Origin of the sequence: Rhodococcus sp. IEGM1339 (assembly GCF_050321925.1) — a bacterium.
GTDB lineage: Bacteria > Actinomycetota > Actinomycetes > Mycobacteriales > Mycobacteriaceae > Rhodococcus > Rhodococcus pyridinivorans.
This window is the reverse complement of record NZ_JBNQFT010000003.1, coordinates 327,665-347,307: the sequence shown is the minus strand read 5'-3', so window position 1 is coordinate 347,307 and position 19,643 is coordinate 327,665. Positions and strand designations below refer to the sequence as shown.

At 69.4% G+C, this 19,643-nt stretch carries 20 protein-coding genes and 1 pseudogene; 3 read left to right on the top strand and 18 right to left on the bottom strand.

Features of this window, described 5'->3' with window-relative positions; genetic code table 11:
* Positions 1-12: 12 nt before the first annotated feature.
* From ACQR3U_RS06295 to ACQR3U_RS06280, 4 genes are all read right to left on the bottom strand, one after another.
* A complete protein-coding gene (locus tag ACQR3U_RS06295; protein ID WP_033096353.1) occupies positions 13-576 on the bottom strand; it encodes a Clp protease N-terminal domain-containing protein in 564 nt (187 codons plus the stop codon).
* A 5-nt stretch (positions 577-581) separates the two neighbouring features.
* A complete protein-coding gene (locus ACQR3U_RS06290; RefSeq protein ID WP_230809985.1) occupies positions 582-797 on the bottom strand; it encodes a helix-turn-helix domain-containing protein in 216 nt (71 codons plus the stop codon).
* Between the two features lie 77 nt (positions 798-874).
* Positions 875-1,972, bottom strand: a complete 1,098-nt coding sequence (locus tag ACQR3U_RS06285; RefSeq protein ID WP_006552321.1) for a PLP-dependent cysteine synthase family protein — start codon at positions 1,970-1,972, stop codon at positions 875-877.
* A complete protein-coding gene (locus ACQR3U_RS06280; RefSeq protein WP_006552322.1) occupies positions 1,969-2,352 on the bottom strand; it encodes a DUF4229 domain-containing protein in 384 nt (127 codons plus the stop codon). Before ACQR3U_RS06280 ends, ACQR3U_RS06285 begins: the two co-directional genes overlap by 4 nt.
* A 208-nt stretch (positions 2,353-2,560) precedes the next feature.
* Between ACQR3U_RS06280 and ACQR3U_RS06275 the strand changes: the two genes are divergently transcribed.
* Together ACQR3U_RS06275 and ACQR3U_RS06270 are read left to right on the top strand one after the other, a co-directional pair.
* Positions 2,561-2,770, top strand: a complete 210-nt coding sequence (locus tag ACQR3U_RS06275) for a BldC family transcriptional regulator (protein ID WP_006552323.1) — start codon at positions 2,561-2,563, stop codon at positions 2,768-2,770.
* A 190-nt stretch (positions 2,771-2,960) separates the two neighbouring features.
* Positions 2,961-3,161, top strand: coding sequence for a hypothetical protein (locus ACQR3U_RS06270; RefSeq protein ID WP_024101710.1), 201 nt, complete (start codon positions 2,961-2,963; stop codon positions 3,159-3,161).
* 26 nt (positions 3,162-3,187) lie between these two features.
* On the opposite strand, the gene ACQR3U_RS06265 is transcribed toward ACQR3U_RS06270, so the two are convergent.
* The 7 genes from ACQR3U_RS06265 to hemL all read right to left on the bottom strand — a co-directional run bounded on the left by ACQR3U_RS06265 (position 3,188) and on the right by hemL (position 10,312).
* On the bottom strand, positions 3,188-4,153 hold the full coding sequence (locus ACQR3U_RS06265) for a MinD/ParA family ATP-binding protein (protein WP_121208893.1): 966 nt from the start codon (positions 4,151-4,153) through the stop codon (positions 3,188-3,190).
* Positions 4,154-4,204: 51 nt separating this feature from the next.
* Positions 4,205-5,188 (bottom strand): c-type cytochrome biogenesis protein CcsB, encoded by a 984-nt coding sequence (gene ccsB / locus ACQR3U_RS06260; protein WP_006552326.1) that lies wholly within the window; start codon positions 5,186-5,188, stop codon positions 4,205-4,207.
* Positions 5,188-6,855, bottom strand: coding sequence for a cytochrome c biogenesis protein ResB (gene resB, locus ACQR3U_RS06255; protein WP_006552328.1), 1,668 nt, complete (start codon positions 6,853-6,855; stop codon positions 5,188-5,190). The genes ccsB and resB overlap by 1 nt, the downstream gene beginning before the upstream one ends.
* Positions 6,852-7,670: a cytochrome c biogenesis CcdA family protein gene (locus ACQR3U_RS06250; protein ID WP_006552329.1), complete on the bottom strand. Its 819-nt coding sequence runs from the start codon at positions 7,668-7,670 to the stop codon at positions 6,852-6,854. The genes resB and ACQR3U_RS06250 overlap by 4 nt, the downstream gene beginning before the upstream one ends.
* A 2-nt stretch (positions 7,671-7,672) precedes the next feature.
* Entirely contained in the window at positions 7,673-8,278 is a 606-nt protein-coding gene (locus tag ACQR3U_RS06245) for a TlpA disulfide reductase family protein (protein ID WP_006552330.1), read from the bottom strand.
* Complete coding sequence (locus tag ACQR3U_RS06240; protein WP_006552331.1) at positions 8,275-8,925, bottom strand: histidine phosphatase family protein; 651 nt, start codon at positions 8,923-8,925, stop codon at positions 8,275-8,277. The genes ACQR3U_RS06245 and ACQR3U_RS06240 overlap by 4 nt, the downstream gene beginning before the upstream one ends.
* Before the next feature lie 61 nt (positions 8,926-8,986).
* Entirely contained in the window at positions 8,987-10,312 is a 1,326-nt protein-coding gene (gene hemL, locus ACQR3U_RS06235; RefSeq protein WP_230809984.1) for a glutamate-1-semialdehyde 2,1-aminomutase, read from the bottom strand.
* Positions 10,313-10,438: 126 nt separating this feature from the next.
* Here hemL and ACQR3U_RS06230 point away from each other — a divergent pair, with 126 nt between their 5' ends.
* Positions 10,439-12,385, top strand: coding sequence for an acyl-CoA dehydrogenase (locus ACQR3U_RS06230; RefSeq protein WP_230809983.1), 1,947 nt, complete (start codon positions 10,439-10,441; stop codon positions 12,383-12,385).
* Here ACQR3U_RS06230 and ACQR3U_RS06225 read toward each other — a convergent pair.
* The 7 genes and pseudogenes from ACQR3U_RS06225 to ACQR3U_RS06195 form a co-directional block, all read right to left on the bottom strand.
* Positions 12,367-12,853: pseudogene (locus ACQR3U_RS06225) on the bottom strand (hypothetical protein). The gene ACQR3U_RS06230 and the pseudogene ACQR3U_RS06225 overlap by 19 nt on opposite strands.
* A gap of 266 nt (positions 12,854-13,119) precedes the next feature.
* Positions 13,120-13,542, bottom strand: a complete 423-nt coding sequence (locus ACQR3U_RS06220) for a hypothetical protein (protein WP_228044622.1) — start codon at positions 13,540-13,542, stop codon at positions 13,120-13,122.
* Between the two features lie 107 nt (positions 13,543-13,649).
* Positions 13,650-14,627: a porphobilinogen synthase gene (gene hemB, locus ACQR3U_RS06215; protein WP_230809982.1), complete on the bottom strand. Its 978-nt coding sequence runs from the start codon at positions 14,625-14,627 to the stop codon at positions 13,650-13,652.
* 86 nt (positions 14,628-14,713) lie between these two features.
* Positions 14,714-16,279, bottom strand: a complete 1,566-nt coding sequence (locus tag ACQR3U_RS06210; protein WP_033096113.1) for a uroporphyrinogen-III synthase — start codon at positions 16,277-16,279, stop codon at positions 14,714-14,716.
* 63 nt (positions 16,280-16,342) lie between these two features.
* Complete coding sequence (gene hemC / locus ACQR3U_RS06205) at positions 16,343-17,353, bottom strand: hydroxymethylbilane synthase (RefSeq protein ID WP_006552338.1); 1,011 nt, start codon at positions 17,351-17,353, stop codon at positions 16,343-16,345.
* The gene (locus tag ACQR3U_RS06200) at positions 17,350-18,771 is read right to left on the bottom strand and encodes a glutamyl-tRNA reductase (protein ID WP_230809981.1); all 1,422 of its coding nucleotides are present in this window, start codon (positions 18,769-18,771) and stop codon (positions 17,350-17,352) included. Before ACQR3U_RS06200 ends, hemC begins: the two co-directional genes overlap by 4 nt.
* The gene (locus tag ACQR3U_RS06195; RefSeq protein WP_019291201.1) at positions 18,768-19,637 is read right to left on the bottom strand and encodes a redox-sensing transcriptional repressor Rex; all 870 of its coding nucleotides are present in this window, start codon (positions 19,635-19,637) and stop codon (positions 18,768-18,770) included. Before ACQR3U_RS06195 ends, ACQR3U_RS06200 begins: the two co-directional genes overlap by 4 nt.
* Positions 19,638-19,643 lie beyond the last annotated feature (6 nt).

Here is a 19,643-nt window from a genome sequence, read left to right as displayed (position 1 = left end):
GGCTCGACGACGTCAGGCAGCGGCGTCGAGGTGGCCGCTCAGGCGCTGACGGAGCTGCGCGCGCGGCACGTGCGCTTCCACGAGGGCGCCGGTCGCCGGATCGTCGCTGCGCAGCAGTCCGAGCAGGATGTGCTCGGGACGGATGACCCGTTCGCGGCGTGCGATGGCCTCCCGCAGCGCGAGTTCGAGCGACTTCTTCGCCGCCCGGTCGAACGGGATGTGACCGAGCCGGTTCGCGACGCCCCGCCGATCGGCGTTCTTCCCGTCGAGCACCCCCTTGCCGAAGGCCGCTTCGAGACGGCTCCGGACCTCGTCGAGATCGATCCCGATCGCTTCGAGCGCCGCGGCGTCCTCGTCACCGAGCGGGGCGTCGGCGGTGCGGGCGGCCCGGTCGGAGCGGAGCCCGTCGACCGTGAGACCTTCCTCCGCGAGCAGGACCCGCAGCGGTTCGTCCGCAGCGACAGCGGCCCCGATGAGCAGGTGCGACGCCTCGATCCGGGGATCGCACACCCGGATCGCCTCCTGTTGCGCTGCGACAACGGCGGATCTGGCACCGTCGGCGAATCGTTCGAACATGTCGATCACCTGCGCTTCCGATTGTGCTTCTGATGGACCGCCTGGCGGCTGACAGCGAGCTCGTCGGCGATGGCCTGCCAGGACCAACCTCGCTCACGGGCATTCGTGACCTGGACCTCCTCGAGCCGTTCCAGCAGCCGGCGCAGGGCACGCACGGCGCGCAGGCCCACTGCGGGATCGGAGCTCGCGGCGGCAGCGGCGAGGGTGGTGGCTTCACTCATGTTGTCAATGTAAGTTGACACCGAGGGCACGTCAACGACGATTGACAGAAATGGAATCTGCGCAGGTGGTGAAGGCTCTACCGGCACCAGCCGCCGGTGGTCGCGAACTTCTCCAGCACCGCGAGCGGCCCTGCGAGGTCCATCCCCTCGGCAGCGACCCACTCGTCGGAGAAATAAGTGTCGGCGTAGCGCTCGCCGCCATCGCACAGCAACGTCACGACGCTGCCCTCACGGCCCTCCGCGAGCATCTCGGCGATCAGGCCGAAGGCTCCCCAGAGGTTCGTGCCGGTCGAGCCGCCCACCCGACGTCCGAGCACGGTGCTCGCGTGCCGCATGGCGGCGATGGACGCCGCGTCGGGCACCCGCACCATTCGGTCGACGACCTCGGGCACGAAGGACGGCTCGACGCGCGGACGTCCGATCCCCTCGATACGCGAGGGCATGCCGGTCGTGTAGTCGGCCGATCCCGTCTCGAACCCGCCGAAGAACGCCGAGTTCTCCGGGTCGACGACCGCCAGCCGTGTCCGGTGACGGCGATAGCGGATGTAGCGGCCGAGGGTCGCGCTCGTGCCGCCGGTTCCGGCGCCGACGACGATCCACTCCGGCACGGGATGACGCTCGAGACGCATCTGCGAGTAGATGCTCTCGGCGATGTTGTTGTTGCCCCGCCAGTCGGTGACCCGCTCGGCGTTCGTGAACTGGTCCATGAAGCAGCCCCCGAGCTCGTCGGCGAGCCGCTGAGCCTCGGTGTAGATCTCGGGCGGGCGGTCGATGTAGTGGCACCGGCCGCCCTGCGCCTCGATGAGCGCGACCTTCGCCGGTGAGGTGCGGCGCGGTACGACGGCGACGAAGTCGAGGCCGAGGAGTCGCGCGAAGTACGCCTCACTGACCGCGGTGGACCCGGACGACGCCTCGATGATCGGGGTCCCTTCACGGATCCAGCCGTTGCACAGGGCGTAGAGGAACAACGAGCGCGCGAGACGGTGCTTGAGGCTGCCCGTGATGTGCGTCGACTCGTCCTTCAAGTACAGGTCGATGCCCCAGTCCGCGGGGAGGGGGTAGCGGAGCAGGTGGGTGTCGGCGCTGCGCTGGGCGTCGGCCTCGATGAGCCGGACCGCGTTGTCGACCCAGTCCCGGGGTGCGCTGCGGTCGACGACCGCACCGGTCGCCGTCACCGCCCGTTCTCGCCGCGCATGCGCTTCTCGAGGTCCGCGCGTTCGGTGCGCCGACGCTCATCGACCGCGGCGATGCCCACGTTGACGCGACGCCGAAGCGACGCGAAGAGCACGAGCGAGACGGGCAGGGCGATGAGCACGGCGAACAGGGCCGCGACGAGGAGGGGGATTTCCACCCCGAATGCCCGAGGAACGTAGAGAATGAGCAGAGTGAGCACGACCACGAGGGCGAGTCGGGCCACCGAGTACAACGCGACGTCCCGGATCAGAGACCCGGCCCCCGCCTGACCGTCGGCGGCCGTGGCGCCCTCACCGTGAGGGTGTGGAGTGCGCTGGGAGGGGGTATCCGAGGGTTCGTTCCGGCGTTCGTCGTTCACCACTCCAGGTTAACCGGCCGCCCGGACGACGAGCTCCGCGTCGATTTCCGTAAGTCGGACATCCGTCCGTTTTGTCTATTACTTCCGCTTTACCAACCGTAGACCGTTCGAGCAACCAGGGGTATCGGTGCCACCATGGGCTTGGACATCCCGATCGAACAACTCGATCGCGTCGAACAACACGATCACGACAACCGGGAGGACATTCGCAATGAGCGCACCCACTTTCAACGGCGCGAAGGAATCCCTGCTGACCCCGGGCCAGGTGGCGGCACTGTTCCATGTGGATCCCAAGACCGTCACCCGGTGGGCCCACGCCGGCCGATTGGGCTCGCTGCGGACCCCCGGTGGCCATCGCCGCTTCCGTGAGTCCGAGGTCCTGGCGCTTCTCCGCTCCCTCACGACCGAAGCGACACGCTGATCCGAGACAGCAGAATCCGCACCTCCGGCGTACACCTGCCGGATCCCGGCCGACCACCCGCGGAACCCACGTGCCGGACCGGGTTCCTCCCACCTAGAATGTGGACGAACCGGTCTGCGGTCGCCGCGGCCCGGAGGTGCACGGCGAGGGCACGTCCTCGTCCGGCACCACCACGGTCAGGAGGTGCAACGTGCTCTATCTGTTGGCACTCATCGGTGCGGTGACACTCGCCGTCCTGCTGTGGAAGGCGTACGGTCCCACATCTCGTCCGCCGTCCCGCGTGATGGGGCCTGACGACGATCCCGACTTCCTGTGGAAGGTCGATCGCGAGGTGCACCGCCGCCGGAGTGGCGACGGCACCGGCGAGTCCGATCAGGAGCGGGGCGACTGACCGTTCGCGTTACGCCGAGCGGTCTGTCACCGCGCGGCGAAACCGTCGGTGATATCCGCGGCGAGTCCGAGCAGGGCGCGCCGCGTACCCGACTGCAACCGGTCCAGGTCGATCTCCGCCCCTTCTTCGAGGTGGGGATCGAAGGGCAGGACGTGGACCGCGCGGCACCGCTGTTCGAAGTGTCGCACCACGAGGTCGAGGTCGACCTTGCCCGACCTCGGCCGCACCGCGTTGACGACGGCCACCGACCGCTCGACGAGTTCGCGATAGCCGTGCGCGTCGAGCCAGTCGAGCGTGGCCGACGCGCTGCGGGCGCCGTCCACCGAACCGGAACTGATGACGACCAGCGTGTCGGCGTTCTCGAGGATCGCGGTCATAGCGGAGTGCATGAGCCCGGTCCCGCAATCCGTGAGCACGATGCTGTAGAACCGCTCGAGAAGACCCAACGTCCGTTCGTAGTCGTCGGCGCTGAAGGCCTCCGAGACCGCCGGATCGGTGTCCGAGGCGAGCACCTCGAGACGATGCGTGTTCTGCGAGGTGTAGGCGCGCACGTCCGCATATGTCTCGAGCAGCGACTGATCGCGCAGCAGCGTGCGCACCGTGGCCGGCGTCTGTTCGGCCACCTTCTGACTCAACGTCCCGCGGTCCGGATTCGCATCGACCGCGACGATCCGATCGCCACGCAGCTCCGCGAAGGTCGAGCCGAGCGTGACCGTGGTGGTCGTCTTGCCCACCCCGCCCTTGAGACTCAGCAGGGCGATCCGATGGCAGCCGTGCAGCGGTGCACGCACCCGCTCGGCCGATTCCTCCTTGCGTTGCTGCCGGGAACTCTCCCCCACGTGCACGCGACCACCGGTCGCCCGGTAGACGACCCGCCGCCAGCCCTTCCGCGGCGGCGCGGCGACCGGACGTACAAGTAGCGACGAGTCCAGCGCCGTCGCGTCCAATGCGTGTCCGTCGAGCCCCGACGACCCGTTACCGGCCCCATTCACCGCGTTCTCCCCCCGTCGACTGTCACGGACGACGGCGCGACGATAGCAGCCTCAGTTGAGCCCGGCGTACGAGTGCAGGCCCGACACGACCATGTTGATGATGAACAGGTTGAACAGCACCGTGACGAAGCCGACGATGTTGATCCACGCTGCGCGGGTGTTCCGCCAGCCGGAGGTCGCACGCGCGTGCAGATAGGCGGCGTAGATGACCCACGAGATGAACGAGACCGTCTCCTTCGGGTCCCAGCCCCAGAAGCGTCCCCACGCCGCCTCGGCCCAGATTGCCCCGAGGATGATGCCGGCGCCGAACAGCGGGAAGCCGATGATCGTGGTGCGGTAGGCGAGCCGGTCGAGGGTCTGCGCGTCGGGCAGCCGCTCGGCGATCGCCGCGAACACACCGCTGCGCTCCTCGCCCTTCGGGAAGCGGATGCGCAGCAGGAACAGCACGCTCGCGACACCCGAGACGAGGAAGATGCCGCTGCCGACGCTGATGATCGTCACGTGGATCGGCAGCCAGAACGATCGGAGGGCCGGCACCACGGGAGCGGCGTCGGCATACAACACCGTCGCCGCGAGGAACATGAGGATCAGTACGGGGACCACCAGGTACACCCACATGATCCGGTAGGCCGGCTTGCGGAGGACGATCAGCCCGAAGATCACCGCGGCGGTGCACGCCATCGAGACGAACTCGTACATGTTGCCGAGCGGGAACCGCTCGGTGGCCAGCCCACGCAGGACGATCGAGGCGAGCTGCAGGCCCGCGACCACGACGACGAGCGCGCGTCCCATGTTGCCGAGACGCTGCGACACGGTGCGCTTCGGCGTCTGGTCGATCCGTCCCGGCCCGGTCGCGCGCTCGGCGGGGGCCTGCTGCCTTCCGGCGGCCACGAGTTCGCGTTCCCGCTCCGCCACGACGTCGGCCCGGTGGGTCGCGTACTCGGCGATGAGCAGCAGCAGAGCCAGCACGAGCACCGCGAACGCCGATTCGAAGGCCCAGTCGCTGTACTGCGCGAGGGTGTCGTTCTCTGTCATCAGTTCTTCTTCTCCTGTGCCGCCGGGGCGGAGGGTGCATCGTCGCCGAGAAGGCGCTCGACCAGCCGGTCGAACTCGTCTCCCCATCCGGCCTGATCGGTTCGTGCGAGACCGCCGAGCTCTACTACGGTCCGTCGTTCGCCGTCGCTCACTGTACCGTCCGGGTACGCGCGTGCCCACACTCTGCGTCGTTTGACCAGCAGCGACACGAGCAGTCCGCCCATCATGAAGATCGCCGCGACCAGCACCCACTGCTGCGCCGGGTCGTGCGAGACCTGCAGGTTGACGAAGTCGGTGGCCTTGTCGAATCGCACCTCGGTGCCGTCGGCGAGCGTCACGCTCTCCCCCGGACGCAGGTTTACACGATCCTGCTTCACGAGGCGTCCCTGATTGATCAGTTCCTTGTTGAGCGAGAACAGCGACTGCGGGTTGCCGGTGTCGAGACCGGAGTCGCCCTTGTAGATGTCGATGGCGACAGCCGGGTCCGTCAGGGCGGGGAAGATCGATGTGAGCAGCGTGCCGTGGAAGGACGCCGTCGGCGCGAACAGTCCCTCGATCGCGATCTGGTTCTTCCGGCGCTCGTCGGCGTCGGGGTACATGCCACCGGGCGGGTCGAAGCGCATGGCGCCGCTGCTGAGGAAGGTCGTCGCGTCGTCGGGCGCCCACTGCATCGTTTCGGTGCGGGTCTCGCCGTTCGGCCAGGTGACCGTGAAGGTCGGGGCGTAACCGTGACCCTGTAGGTACACGCGGTCGCTGCCGACCCGCAGCGGATGGTTGACCTTCAATTGCGCGTCGCGCCAGGTGTTCGTGACGAGGTCGTCGCCGTACTGGTACTCGATGTCGGAGGTGAACATCTCGGCCTGGCCGTTGTCGAGATAGTCGGCGACGAAGGTGTTCACCCGCACGCACATGGGGTTCAGACCGGTGCCGTCGAGCGTGCTGCCGGCGCGGAACGAGTCGAAGGAGGCGGGCGAGGTGGTGCAGAACTCCTCACCGTTCGCGACGAGGATGCGCTGCCCCTCGTAACCGAAGAGCTTGCCGGCGGCGACGGCGACGAGCAGCCCGACGAGGGAGATGTGGAAGACCAGGTTGCCGGCCTCGCGCAGATAACCCTTCTCGGCGGACAGGGTCACCTCGCCGTCAGGCCCGCGGGCACCGCCCTCGCGGCGCACGACCTTCCAACCGCGCAGCTCTTTCTGGATCCGGTCGAGGGCGTCGGCGGGGGCCTCGGCCACCATCGTCTGTGTGTGGTGCGGCAGGCGCTGCAGGTTGCGCGGCGCGGCGACCGGCGGGGTGCGCAGGGCGTGGAAGTGCTCGACGCAGCGCGGCAGGATGCAGCCGACCAGCGAGACGAACAGCAGCACGTAGACGGCGGTGAACCAGAAGCTCCCGAAGACGTCGAACAGCTCGAAGCGGTCCATGATCGGTCCGAGCGTCGGCCGGGCCGCGATGTACTCGTCGACCTTCTGGGTGTTGAGGCTGCGCTGCGGCAGGAGTGCGCCCGGGATCGCGGCGAGCGCGAGCAGGAACAGCAGGACCAGCGCGGTCCGCATCGACGTCAGGCCGCGCCAGGTGTTCCGCACGAAGGCCGTGGCACGTCCGAACGCGGCCTGTCGCGGCGGAGGCGACGGCTGCGGTGCGGGGGTCGGGGTGTGTGTCGCGGTCATACGGGCAGAGTCACTTCCGAGATGAACGAGTCACGGACCCAGGACACGAACAGGTCCCACGCACCGGTGACGAGAGCGATGCCGACGGCCATGAGCATCAGGCCACCGACGATTTGCACGGTCCGCGCGTGGGTGCGCAGCCAGCCCACCCCGCGCAGCGCCCGCGCCGAACCGAGCGCGAGCACGACGAACGGCAACCCGAGGCCGAGGCAGTAGGCGACGATCAGCGTCACCCCGCGTGCCGCGGTGGTGCCCTCGGTGCCCGCCGCGAGCGAGATGACGCCGGCGAGGGTGGGACCGAGGCACGGGGTCCACCCGAGCGCGAACACCGCGCCGAGCAGCGGGGCTCCCGCAAGGTTCGAGATGCGCCGGGGCGCCGGACGCGTGTCGCGCTGCAAGACTGGGATGAGACCGATGAAGACCAGACCCATCACGATGGTGACGACACCACCGATCCGCATGAGCAGTTCGCGGTTGACGGCGAGCGCGGAGATCGCCCCGAACACCGAGGCCGTCGCGAGGACGAACACCACGGTGAATCCGAGGACGAACAGCCCGGCGGCACCGGCCACCCGGAGGCGGCCGTCGCTGCGGACGGTCGTGGTGCGGGCACCGGCCTGCTCGGCGGTGACGGCGGGGGCCTCGGCTCCCACCACTCCGGCGAGGTAGGACAGATAGCCGGGAACGAGCGGCACGACGCACGGCGATGCGAAGGAGACGAGACCGGCGAGCAGGCACGCGCCCATCGCCAGCAGCAGCGGACCCGACAGGGCCGCGTTCTGGAAGGTCTCCCCGACACCCGACGCAAGGATCACTGTTACTGCTCCGAATCCGGTTCAGCCGCGACCCGTTCGACGACCGGTTGCAGGTCCTCGGCGAGCAGTTCGGTCAGGTAGACCGCAGCCACGCGGTGCTCACGGTCGAGGACGACCGTCGTCGGCACGACCGAGGTCGGGTAGTTGCGGCCGAGGGCGAGCAGCGACCGCATCGGCGGGTCGTAGATCGACGGGTAGCCGATCCGCTGGTCGGTGACGAAGTCCTGGGCCTTGTCGCGCTGATTGTCGCGGACGTTGATGCCGAGGAACTGCACCCCGAGATCTTTGGTGGCCTCGTAGACCTCCTCGAGATCGTCGGCTTCGCTGCGGCACGGCGCGCACCACTGGCCCCACACGTTGAGCACGACGACCTGGCCCTCGTAGTCGTCGAGGGAGATGGTCTCGCCCTCGTTCATGAGGTCCTCGCCGGTGAGCTCACCGAGGGTGCCCCGGTCGGCCGGGGGGTCGTAGAAGATGCGGGTCTGCCCGCCGGGCGAGACGAAGTCGAACGTTCCCCCGGTGGCGACGGCGTCGTCCCCGGTGGCGCAGGAGGTGAGAAGGACGGCACCGCAGATCGCGGCGACCGTCGCCCGGAACACCTTTCTCATGCGCCGTGGACGTTCGGGTCGGAGGCGCCGGCCGGCTCGGAGTAGACCAGGTCGACGAGGGTGTCACCCTCGTAGACCAGGGAGGTCAGCGAGGCGAGGCTGCACTGGCGGCGACGCGGGTCGTGCCACAGTCGCTCGCCCTCGAGGAAGCGGCGCAGCGTCCACACCGGGAGTTGGTGGCTCACGCACACCGCTTCCCGCCCCACCGCGGCCACGCGGGCCGCGTGGACGGCGGCGAGCATGCGGTGGGCGATCTGCAGGTAGGGCTCGCCCCAGGAAGGGGTGAACGGATCGCGCAGCTTCCACCAGTGGCGCGGGCGGCTGAGCGCACCGTCGCCGACCGAGACCTTCAAGCCCTCGAAGTCGTTGGCCGCCTCGATGAGGTTCTCGTCGGTGCGGATCTGCAGTCCGTGTTTCTCCGCGATCGGGGCGGCGGTCTGCTGGGCCCGTTCGAGCGGGGACGCGACCACGTGTGCGATGTCGTGGTCGGCGAGCGACGCCGCGACCGCACGTGCCTGGGCCTCACCGGTCACCGACAGCTTGAAGCCGGACAGGCGGCCGTAGAGGATTCCGGAGGGGTTGTGGACCTCTCCGTGGCGGAGCACGTGCACGATCGTGCGGGTCTCGGACGGGGCGGCGTCGGTCACGTCGATGTTCCTCGAGGGGTGTGGGAGGGGCGGATCGGGCTGGGCAGGCAGGAGAGCGGTGCTACGGCGCGGTCGCCGCGGCGGCCGCGCGCGCGGCGTGCGGCAGCGCGTCGGCGACCCGCGAGAACGCGTCGTCGTCGAGCGCGGACGAGACGAACCACGTCTCGAAGGCACTCGGGGGTGCATAGACGCCGCGCTCGAGCAGCGCGTGGAAGAAGGCCGGGAAGCGCCAGGTCTGCGCGGCCTTGGCCTGCTCGTAGTTCGTCACCGGCTCATCGGTGAAGAAGACGCTCAGCAGCGTGCCGGCATTCTGGACGCGGTGCGGCACCCCTTCGGCGGCGAGTGCCTCCCCCAGCAGACGCCCGAGGGTCTCGGAGTTGCGGTCCAGGTTGGCGTAGACCTCGGCGTCGGCGGCACGCAGGCTCGCGAGGCCGGCGGCCACGGCGACGGGATTACCGGACAGGGTGCCGGCCTGGTAGACCGGTCCGCTCGGGGCGAGATGGGCCATGACGTCGGCGCGGCCACCGAAGGCCGCGGCGGGCAGACCTCCGCTCATGACCTTGCCGAAGGTCATCAGGTCGCCGGAGACACCGTCGATGCCGTGCCAGCCGGTCGGGCTCGCGCGGAAGCCGGTCATCACCTCGTCCATGATCAGCAGCGCGCCGTGCTCACGGGTGAGCTCGCGCAGGCCCTCGTTGAAGCCGGACACCGGCGGGACGGTGCCCATGTTGCCGGCGGCGGCCTCGGTGATGACCGCGGCGATCTCACCGGGGTTCGCCTCGAAGGCGGCGCGCGCGGCGGCGAGGTCGTTGTAGGGGACGACGATGGTGTCGCCCGCCTGGGCGCCCGTGACGCCGGGCGAGGTGGGCAGACCGAAGGTGGCGAGGCCGGAACCGGCGTCGGCGAGCAGCGCGTCGACGTGACCGTGATAACAACCCGCGAACTTCACGATCTTCGACCGTCCGGTGAATCCGCGCGCGAGACGGACGGCGCTCATCGTCGCCTCGGTGCCGGAGTTGACGAGCCGGACCTGCTCGACGGGTGCGATGCGGGCGACGATCTCCTCGGCGAGTTCGACCTCACCCTCGGTGGGGGCACCGAACGACAGACCCGCCGGCGCGGTGGATCGGACGGCCTCGACGACCGCCGGATGCGCGTGCCCGAGAATCATCGGGCCCCAAGAACACACCAGGTCGACGTAGGTTTTTCCGTCGACGTCGGTGAGCAGCGGACCCGATCCCGATGCGAAGAAAGGAGGATTGCCGCCGACCGATCCGAACGCGCGGACCGGAGAGTTGACGCCCCCCGGTGTCACCTTCGATGCCCGGTGGAAGAGTGCGGCGGATCGAGTGTCGTGGGTGGACGAAGCATCGGGGGTCGCAGTCACGACTTCCAGTGTCCGTAGTTTCGCGGGATTTGCCAAAAACAGTGGTCCTCAAACCTCATGTGTTTTTTCTCCCTTACCAGGAAAAAGGGACACCGTGAGTGACTTGTCGCACCTATCGTCCGAGGCATGCCGACGACAGCCGAACACCTGCGCATCGCACTCGACGGTGCGTGGCACGAAGCACGCGAACGCGCACGCAAGGATCTCGCGCACGAGAAGTTCGCACCGCACTACACCCCCGAGACCGACAAGGCGCGCGCCATCACGCTCGAGCAGATGCGCATCCTCGCCGAACACGGCTATGCCGCGGCGGGCTTCTCCGTCGAGTCCGGCGGCACGGGCGACGCGGGCGGCGCGGTCGCATCCATCGAGATGCTCGCGATGTCCGACCTGTCGCTGATGGTCAAGGCGGGCGTGCAGTGGGGCCTGTTCGGCGGTGCCATCGAGAACCTCGGCACCGAGCGGCACCACGAGAAGTACGTCAAGCAGCTCATCGACCTCGACGTGCTCGGCTGCTTCGCGATGACCGAGACGGGCCACGGCAGCGACGTGCAGTCGCTCGAGACCACGGCGACCTATGATCCGGACACCCAGGAGTTCGTGATCCACTCCCCCACCCCGTCGTCCCGCAAGGACTACATCGGTGGCGCGGCGCAACACGCGCGGTTCGCGGCCGTCTTCGCGCAGCTCGTCACGCAGGGTGAGACGCACGGTGTGCACTGTTTCGTCGTCCCGATCCGCGACGAGGACGGCAACGACCTGCCGGGTGTGACGACCTCCGACTGCGGTTACAAGGGCGGCCTGCCGGGTGTCGACAACGGCCGCATCGTCTTCGACCAGGTGCGCATCCCCCGGGAGAACCTGCTCGACAAGTACGCGGACGTCGAACCGGACGGCACCTACGCCTCGGACATCGACAACCCGAGCCGACGGTTCTTCACGATGCTCGGCACGCTGGTCCGCGGGCGCATCACCGTCGGCGGCTCGGCGGGTGCGGCGGCGCGGGTCGCGCTGAGCATCGCCACCCGCTACGCCGAGAAGCGTCGCCAGTTCGACGCCCCCGGGCGCGACGGCGAGGTGCCGATCATGGACTATCTCGTCCACCAGCGGCGCCTGCTCCCGCTGATCGCCCGCTCGTACGCGCTCGGCTTCGCCCAGAACGAGCTGCTCACGACGATGCACCGGCTGCAGTCGACGTCGTTGCAGGAACTCGACGCGCAGGAACAGCGCGAACTCGAGGGTCGCGCGGCCGGCCTCAAGGCCGCCAACACCTGGCACGCGTCGCGGGCGATACAGGAGTGCCGCGAGGCGTGCGGTGGTGCCGGCTACATGGCCGAGAACCGGCTGACGGCGCTGCGCGCGGACGTGGACGTGTTCACGACCTTCGAGGGCGACAACCACGTCCTGACCCAGCTGGTCGCGAAGGAACTGCTCACGGCCTACGCCGACGAGGTGCAGGGCATGAGCCCGGTGGAGTGGATGCGCTTCGCCGCGACCACCATCTCCGACATCGTCAAGAAGCGCACCGCGGCGCAGCAGATCATCCAGACGATCGTCGACACCCGCCAGGACAACGAGGAGGACGGCAGCCTCTTCGACCGCGGCACCCAGGTGACGATGTTCGAGGACCGTGAGCAGTACCTGCTGTCCACTGCGGCCCGGCGCCTGCAGGCCGCGATGAAGCGTGAGGACAACCCGTTCGACGCCTTCAACTTCGTGCAGGACCACGTTCTGCACGCCGCCCGCGCGCACATCGACCGGGTCGTGCTCGAGGCGTTCGTCGCCGCGATCGAGGACTGCAAGGACGAGACCGCCCGCGACCTGCTGTCGGAGCTGTGCGATCTCTACGCGCTGACGATCATCGACGAGGACAAGGCGTGGTTCATGGAGCACCGCCTGCTGTCGGTCGAACGCGCCAAGGCCGTCACACGCGGGATCAACGAGCGGTGCCGCGGCCTGCGTCCGCACGCGTTGACGCTCGTGGACGGGTTGGGTGTGCCCGACTACCTGCTCGGCTCGGCCATGCTCGACCGTGAGGGAGCGGTCGTCCCACCTCAGGACGTCGCAGTCTGACCGGGTTCGCCGACGAGCTGCGAGCCGTGCTCGCAGCTCGTCGGCGTCCTTCGCCCACGCCCGCACGAACGTTCCTCCGATGAGCCGCAGTCCGACAGGCTTGCGGCCGCGCGGCACATCCGCCAGTTCGCCGAGGCTCCGGGCGGTCTCCCAGCGTTCCGGATCGCGCCGGTCGTCCGGTGGCGGCGGCAGCACCGCCTCGATCTCGGCGACCGGCAGTTCCTCGGTGCCCTGCCGCAGGACCGTGGAGGTGAGCTCGACGCTGACGTGCCGACGAGCAGCCACGACCATCACGTAGGAAAAGCCGGCGAGCACGATCGCGATGATCGGCAGCGCGACCCAGTGCACGACGGGGCCGGTGAACAGTTCGACGACGAGGGCCACGACGCAGACCAGCGGGCCGATGGCGACCGTGCGCCAGCGCGCTCCGGGTTCGTGGAACAGCGGCCCGGCCGGGTCGGTGCCCATCGGATCAGGGGTTGCCGGATCAGGGGTTGCCGGATCTGGGGCCGTCGGGTCGGTCAAGCGGCGAACGCGCCGGGGATCACCAGCAGCACGGTGGTCACCAGTCCGAGGAGGGCGATGAGAGCGATCAACACCATTTCGCGACGGCGCCCATAGGGCCGCGGTTCCACCTGCATGACGTCCTTTTCGCTCGACGGAAAGGGCCGTGCGGCCCACATGGTGAGCCCACCGTACTCTTCGGTCGCGCCGGACGAAACCGAGTGGTACGTCTATTCTTCCGGCAGTCGCAGGAAGAAGCGGTTGGCATCCCGCCGGTGCATCAGCACGATCGCTCCGACGGTCGCGACGGCTTGCAGAATGCCCACCACACCGAGTATCCAGCCCGCGCCGCCCTCCCCGACGCCCACACCGAAGACGGTGGGCAGGGTCGACAGCGACATGAACACCCCGAGCAGGGTCAGCAGCATCCGGGCCCAGTTCTTGGCCTTCAACAGCTGCCTGACTACCAGATAGAGCAGTCCGACGATCACCAGGCCGATGCCGGCGGTCAGCGCGACCAGCAGCGGGACCGCCGACTCGAGCTGCTCCGTGGTGACGCCCTCGATGGCCTGCTCGGCGGCCATCGTGGTCATGAGGTCGAGCAGTTCCTCGCGTCGACTCAGCAGATCGGCCAGACTTGCCGCCAAACTCACGACGGCGAGAGCGAGTACCCCGCACCACAATTGGTGGGCCGTCGTGACGTCTCCGGGAACGGGACGATTCGCCGCGGGGCCGGGCCCGACAGGAGGTGCGGGGAAGCTCATGACAGGCGACCCGCGACCTCGGCGGCCCAGTAGGTGAGGACGACGTCCGCACCGGCCCGCCGGATGCCGACCAGCGATTCGAGGATCGCCGCATCGCGATCGATCCAGCCCTTCTGCGCGGCCGCGGTGATCATCGAGTACTCCCCCGAGATCTGGTAGGCGGCCACCGGGACGGGCGAGCGGTCGGCGACCTCGCGCAGCACGTCGAGGTACGACATCGCCGGCTTGACCATCACCATGTCGGCGCCCTCGGCGAGGTCGAGGTCCACCTCGTGCAGCGACTCGCGACGGTTCGCCGGATCCTGCTGGTAGGTGCGGCGATCTCCCTCGAGGCACGAGCCGACGGCGTCGCGGAAGGGACCGTAGAACGCCGAGGCGTATTTCGCGGAGTAGGCGAGCTGACCGACCTCGGTGTGCCCGGCCTCGTCCAGCGCGGACCGGATGAAACCGATCTGGCCGTCCATCATGCCGCTCGGGCCGAGCAGGTGCGCCCCGGCCTCGGCCTGCGCGACGGCCATCTCGGCGTAACGCTCGAGGGTCGCGTCGTTGTCGACGACGCCGGTGTCGGTGAGCACACCGCAGTGGCCGTGATCGGTGAACTCGTCGAGGCAGGTGTCGGCCATGATCACCGTGGAGTCGCCGAGTTCGCTGCGCAGCGACCGCAGCGCGCGGTTGAGCACACCGCCGGGATCGCTCGCCGCGGAACCACGGGCGTCCTTGTCCTCGGGGCTGGGCACACCGAAGAGCATCAGGCCGCCGACACCGGCGGACACGGCCGCGGCCGCGGCCTTGCGCAGCGAATCGGCGGTGTGCTGGTACACCCCGGGCATCGACGCGATCTCGCGCGGCTCGTCGAGGCCGTCGGCCACGAACATCGGGAGCACGAGGTGGCGGGGTTCGAGGGAGGTTTCTGCCACGAGCCGTCGGATGGCGGGTGTGCTGCGCAGCCGGCGGGGACGGATGTCGGGAAACATGGGGAGAACACCTTCCATACGGGTCGTGCGCGGCCCCGGTAGTGGCGACTACCGGGACCGCGCACGGATCATCGGATCACCAGAGATCAGCGGCGGGCGCGGGACTTCTTCCGCGGCGGAGGCAGTGCGCCTTCCGCGCGGAGCCGGGCCGCGTGCTCGGCGAGCGCGTCGACCAGGGGCCCGATCTGCGCGGTCTCGGGCTGCACGTCCACCCGCAGGCCGAACTCGATCGCCGTCTCGGCCGTCTTCGGGCCGATACACGCGACGATCGTGCGGGCGTGCGGCTTGCCGGCGATACCCACGAGATTGCGGACCGTCGACGACGAGGTGAAGCACACCGCGTCGAAACCACCGGTCTTGATCATCTCGCGGGTCGCGGCCGGCGGCGGAGCGGCACGCACGGTGCGGTAGGCGGTGACGTCGTCGATCTCCCAGCCGCGCTCGCGCAGACCCTCGGCGAGGGTCTCGGTGGCGATGTCGGCGCGCGGCAGCAGCACCCGGTTGACCGGATCGAAGACGTCGTCGTACGGGGCGAACTCGGCGAGCAGGCCGAGGCTGGACTGTTCGCCGCTGGGCACGAGCTCGGGGATGATGCCGACCGAGCGCACCTTCGCAGCGGTGGCCTCACCGACGCACGCGATCTTGACGCCGGAGAACGCGCGCGCGTCGAGACCGAACGCCTCGAACTTCTCCCACACCGCACGCACCGCGTTGGTGGAAGTGAACACCACCCACTGGTAGCGACCGTCGACCAGGCCCTTGACCGCGCGTTCCATCTGCGCGGGACTGCGCGGCGGCTCGACCGCGATGGTCGGCACCTCCATCGGGATCGCGCCGTGCGTGACGAGCCGCTCGCTCATCTCGCCGGCCTGATCCTTGGTGCGGGGCACGAGCACGGTCCAGCCGTACAGGGCGCGCGACTCCCACCACGACATCTTGTTGCGGTGCGAGACGACCTTGCCGACGGTGACGACGAGCGGTCCGACGAGCTCGGAACCCGCGTCGTTCAGGGTCGCGAGGGTGGCCTCGACGGTGCGCTGCTGACGGGTGGTGCCGCGCACGGTGATCGCGGCGGGGGTCTGCGGCGCCAGGCCGTGTTCGACCAGCGCGCTGGCGGTCTCGGCGAGGTGGCCGGAGGTCGCATGGAGGACGAGGGGGCCGGGGGCGGCGGCGAGCGCGGCCCAGTCGACCTCTCCGCGCACGTCGACCTCGGTGTGGCACGAGCCGAGCGCCATACCGGCGTAGCTCGGCACGGACGATCCGGCGGGCAGGCCCGGCAGGACTTCGAAGACCACCTGGGTGCGGGCGACCGCGTTGACCTCGGCGATCACCGAGTCGGTGGTGAGCGGGTCGCCCGCGACGAGGCGCACCACGTCGCGACCGGCCTTCGCCTCGGCGACGAGCGTCTTGGCGACCTCGGCGGGCTCGCCGAGCGCGGGACGGACCTCGGCGACGGGCTCACCGGTCTCCGGGTCGGTGCCGTGGTCGACACCGACGAGGGCCACGACACCCTTGTCTACATCGGGGTCGGTGAAGGCGATCGTGGCGCCCGCCAGCACGTCACGCGCGCGCACGGTGAGCAGCGCAGGATCGCCCGGGCCCGATCCCACGAACAGGATGCGCCCGGGGTTGTGCTTACGGACTCGGCTCATCGGTCATTCTCCAGTGCGGTCAAATCAGCGGTATGGGCAAATCGGGTGACGGTGCCGGCTGTGTCAATCATCGGCAGGTCTCGTCTCGGGGAGGACCCCGTGCTCGACCATGAGCTCGCGCGCACCGAGGTCGAGCAGTTCGCGGGCGACACGGCGACCGAGTTCCTCGGCCTTCTCCGGCGCCCCCACCGCGCTCGCTCGCAGCACATCCGATCCGTCCATGGCGGCGGCGCATCCGCGCACCGACAGTTCCTCGATCACCCGGCCGTCGTCGTCGAGCGATTCGACGACCTCGGCGATCGCCCCCACCGGTGCGGTGCATCCGGCTTCGAGTTCGGCGAGCAGCGAGCGCTCCGCGACGACTGCGGCGCGGCTCGGCGCATGGTCGAGTCCGGCGAGCAGCTCGATCATCTCGGGATCGTCCGACCGGCACTCCACGGCGAGCGCACCCTGCGACGGCGCGGGCAGCATCTGTACCGGTTCGAGGGACTCGGTGACCCGGTCCAGGCGTCCGATCCGCGACAGTCCGGCACGCGCGATGACGATCGCGTCGAGTTCGCCGGAGTCGACCTTGCCGATGCGGGTGTCGATGTTGCCGCGCAGCGGTTCGATCTGCAGTCCCAGGCCGAGCGCAGCGAGTTGTGCCCGCCGGCGCGGCGCCGAGGTACCGACCTTGGAGCCGGGCGGCAGCTCGCCGAGGACGAGTCCGTCGCGGGCGACGAGCGCGTCGCGCGGGTCCTCCCGCTCGGGGACGGCCGCGACGACGAGGCGCGGATCCTGGAAGGTCGGCAGGTCCTTGTAGGAGTGCACGGCGACGTCGACCTCACCTGCGAGCAGCGCCTCGCGCAGCTCGGCGGTGAACACGCCGACGCCGATGCGCTGCACCGGGCCGGGCGTCACATCGCCCTTGGTGGTGATGATGACGAGCTCTGCCGGGCGACCGGCGGCAATCAGTGCGTCGCGCACGGTACCGGCCTGGGTCGTGGCGAGCACGCTGCCGCGGGTACCGATCCGCAGGGGACGATCCTGCCGAGCAACATCGTCGCGGGAAACCGATGCGGCTTCGGTGCTCATGCGGTGCCGTCCTTTCGTGAGGCCTGGAGTTCGGTGGTGACAGCGGGGTCGAGTGCGGCGGACAGATCCCCCGAGAGGGTGGGATCGGTCAGCGAGTTCAGATCCTTGGTGGGTGTCGCGACCGCCTCGACCGAGCCCGGGCGCAGCTCGAACAGCTCGCGCAGGGCCTCGGCGTACTGGTCGCCTCCCGGCGTCGACGCGAGCTGCTTGACGCGCACCGTCGGTGCGTGGAGGAGCTTGTCGACGACCCGGCGCACGGTGCGGGCGACCTCGCCGCGCTGGCCGTCGTCGAGATCGGGCAGTCGCGATTCGAGGCGCATCAGTTCGCCCTCGACCACTTCGGCGGCGCGCTGACGCAGTGCCGTCACGGTGGGGGTGACCTCGGCGAGTCGCTGCGCGGTGAGGTACTGCGACAGCTCGGCGGCGACGATCGTGCGGGCGGCCTCCGCGTCGGTCGCGGCGGCGCCGGCCGACGGGTCGCGCTGCAGCGACTCCATGTCGAAGACCTGCACACCGGGAAGACCGGCCACGGCGGTGTCGACGTCGCGCGGCAGACCGAGATCGCAGATCGCGAGGAGGCGTTCGCCGCGGCCGGGCTGCGCGAGTGCGCGGTGCGCGTCGGCGAGCGTGACGACGGCGCCCACGGCTCCGGTGCAGGTGACGGCGACGTCGGCGCGGCTCAGTGCGGTCGCGAGATCGTCGAATCCGACGACCTCGGCGTCGACACCGGCGGCCTGTGCGGTCTCGGCGAGTCGCTCGGCACGGTCGCGGGTGCGGTTGGCGACGACGATCGAGCCGACCTCGGCCCGGACGAGATGCGCGACGGCGAGACCACCCATGGCGCCGGCACCGATCACCGCGGCGGTGCGGCCCTCCAGGGCGCCTCCGAGGAAGTTCGAGGCCTTGTCGAGCGCGACCGACACGACGGATGCACCGGCGGCGTCGATGCCGGTCTCCGAGTGCACCCGCTTGCCGACGCGCAGCGCCTGCTGGGCGAGTTCGTGCAGGGTGCGGCCGACGGCCTGCTGAGCGTCGGCGGCGGCGTAGGCGGTGCGGATCTGGCCGAGGATCTGCTGCTCCCCCACGACCATCGAGTCGAGCCCGCTGGCGACGGAGAACAGGTGTTCGGCAGCGGCCTCGCTGTAGCGGACGTAGGCGTGCTTGTGCAGTTCGGTGACGGGCAGACCCGAGTGCTCGGCGAGCAGTTCGCTGACCGCGGCGAGCGCGCCGTGGAAGGCGTCGACCACCGCGTAGATCTCCACCCGGTTGCAGGTGGAGACGATCATCGCTTCGGAGATCTTGTCCGACGCCAGCATCTTGTCGGTGAGCTTGGGGCGGTCGGTGTCCGTGACCGCCACCTTCTCGAGCACCGGGACCGGTGCGCTCCTATGCGATATCCCGACGAGGAGAACACTCACGGTGCGATCACCGATCCGTTTCTGGTCGCGGCCGAGCCCATCGGACCCGCCTTTCCTGTTGTGGTACGCCGAGCAGAGCTTCGGGTGGACACCCGCGGTATGCCGGCGGGGCGTACGTCGCCGGCAGCAGGACGAACGTCAGCGGTCGCGGCCCGGGGGGTCTCCCCGTTGCGGGTGCTGTTGAAGGACAGGACCTGCATCTCGACGGACAGATCGACGCGTCGGATCTCGACGTGGTCGGGGACATCGAGTTCGACGGGAGCGAAGCTCAGGATGCTGCGCACGCCTGCGAGCACGAGCCGATCGCACACCTGCTGTGCTGCCTCGTCGGGGGTGGCGACGACACCGATGGTCGCGCCGAGTTCATGGGCTCCGTTCTCGAGATCGTCGACGTGACGCACGACGAGATCGCCCACACGTGTGCCCACCACGTCGGGATCGGAATCGAAGAGTCCGGCCATCGTGAAACCGCGGCGGTCGAAGCCCGGATACCGGGCGAGGGCGCGGCCGAGGCTGCCAACTCCGACGAGCACGACGCGATGGCCCCGGTCGAGTCCGAGAGCTGCTTCGATGCGGGACTGGAGGCGCAGGACGTCGTAGCCGACGCCCCGCACTCCGTTGGGTCCGAGGAAGGACAGATCCTTGCGCAGTTTGGCCGAACCGACCCCGGCGGCGGCCGCGAGTTCCTCACTGGAGACGATGAGAGTGCCCGCTTCGGCGAACGCACCGAGGACCCGGAGGTAGGTCGCGAGACGCGTCACAGTAGCCTGTGGGATATCGCGGACCGGAGGAGTGGGAGTGGCACCCTCGCCGGACTCGGCGGTGCCGCGAGCGTCCTCGCCCTGCGGTGGGTGCAACTGCGTCACGGTACG

Excerpts from the sequence above, each read along its gene's own strand:
- ACQR3U_RS06290 (WP_230809985.1), bottom strand. The coding sequence starts at position 797 with ATGAGTGAAGCCACCACCCTCGCCGCTGCCGCCGCGAGCTCCGATCCC.
- ACQR3U_RS06275 (WP_006552323.1), top strand. The coding sequence starts at position 2,561 with ATGAGCGCACCCACTTTCAACGGCGCGAAGGAATCCCTGCTGACCCCG.
- ACQR3U_RS06245 (WP_006552330.1), bottom strand. The coding sequence starts at position 8,278 with ATGAGAAAGGTGTTCCGGGCGACGGTCGCCGCGATCTGCGGTGCCGTC.
- resB (WP_006552328.1), bottom strand. The coding sequence starts at position 6,855 with ATGACCGCGACACACACCCCGACCCCCGCACCGCAGCCGTCGCCTCCG.
- ACQR3U_RS06295 (WP_033096353.1), bottom strand. The coding sequence starts at position 576 with ATGTTCGAACGATTCGCCGACGGTGCCAGATCCGCCGTTGTCGCAGCG.
- ACQR3U_RS06230 (WP_230809983.1), top strand. The coding sequence starts at position 10,439 with ATGCCGACGACAGCCGAACACCTGCGCATCGCACTCGACGGTGCGTGG.
- ccsB (WP_006552326.1), bottom strand. The coding sequence starts at position 5,188 with ATGACAGAGAACGACACCCTCGCGCAGTACAGCGACTGGGCCTTCGAA.
- hemB (WP_230809982.1), bottom strand. The coding sequence starts at position 14,627 with ATGTTTCCCGACATCCGTCCCCGCCGGCTGCGCAGCACACCCGCCATC.
- hemC (WP_006552338.1), bottom strand. The coding sequence starts at position 17,353 with ATGAGCACCGAAGCCGCATCGGTTTCCCGCGACGATGTTGCTCGGCAG.
- ACQR3U_RS06210 (WP_033096113.1), bottom strand. The coding sequence starts at position 16,279 with ATGAGCCGAGTCCGTAAGCACAACCCCGGGCGCATCCTGTTCGTGGGA.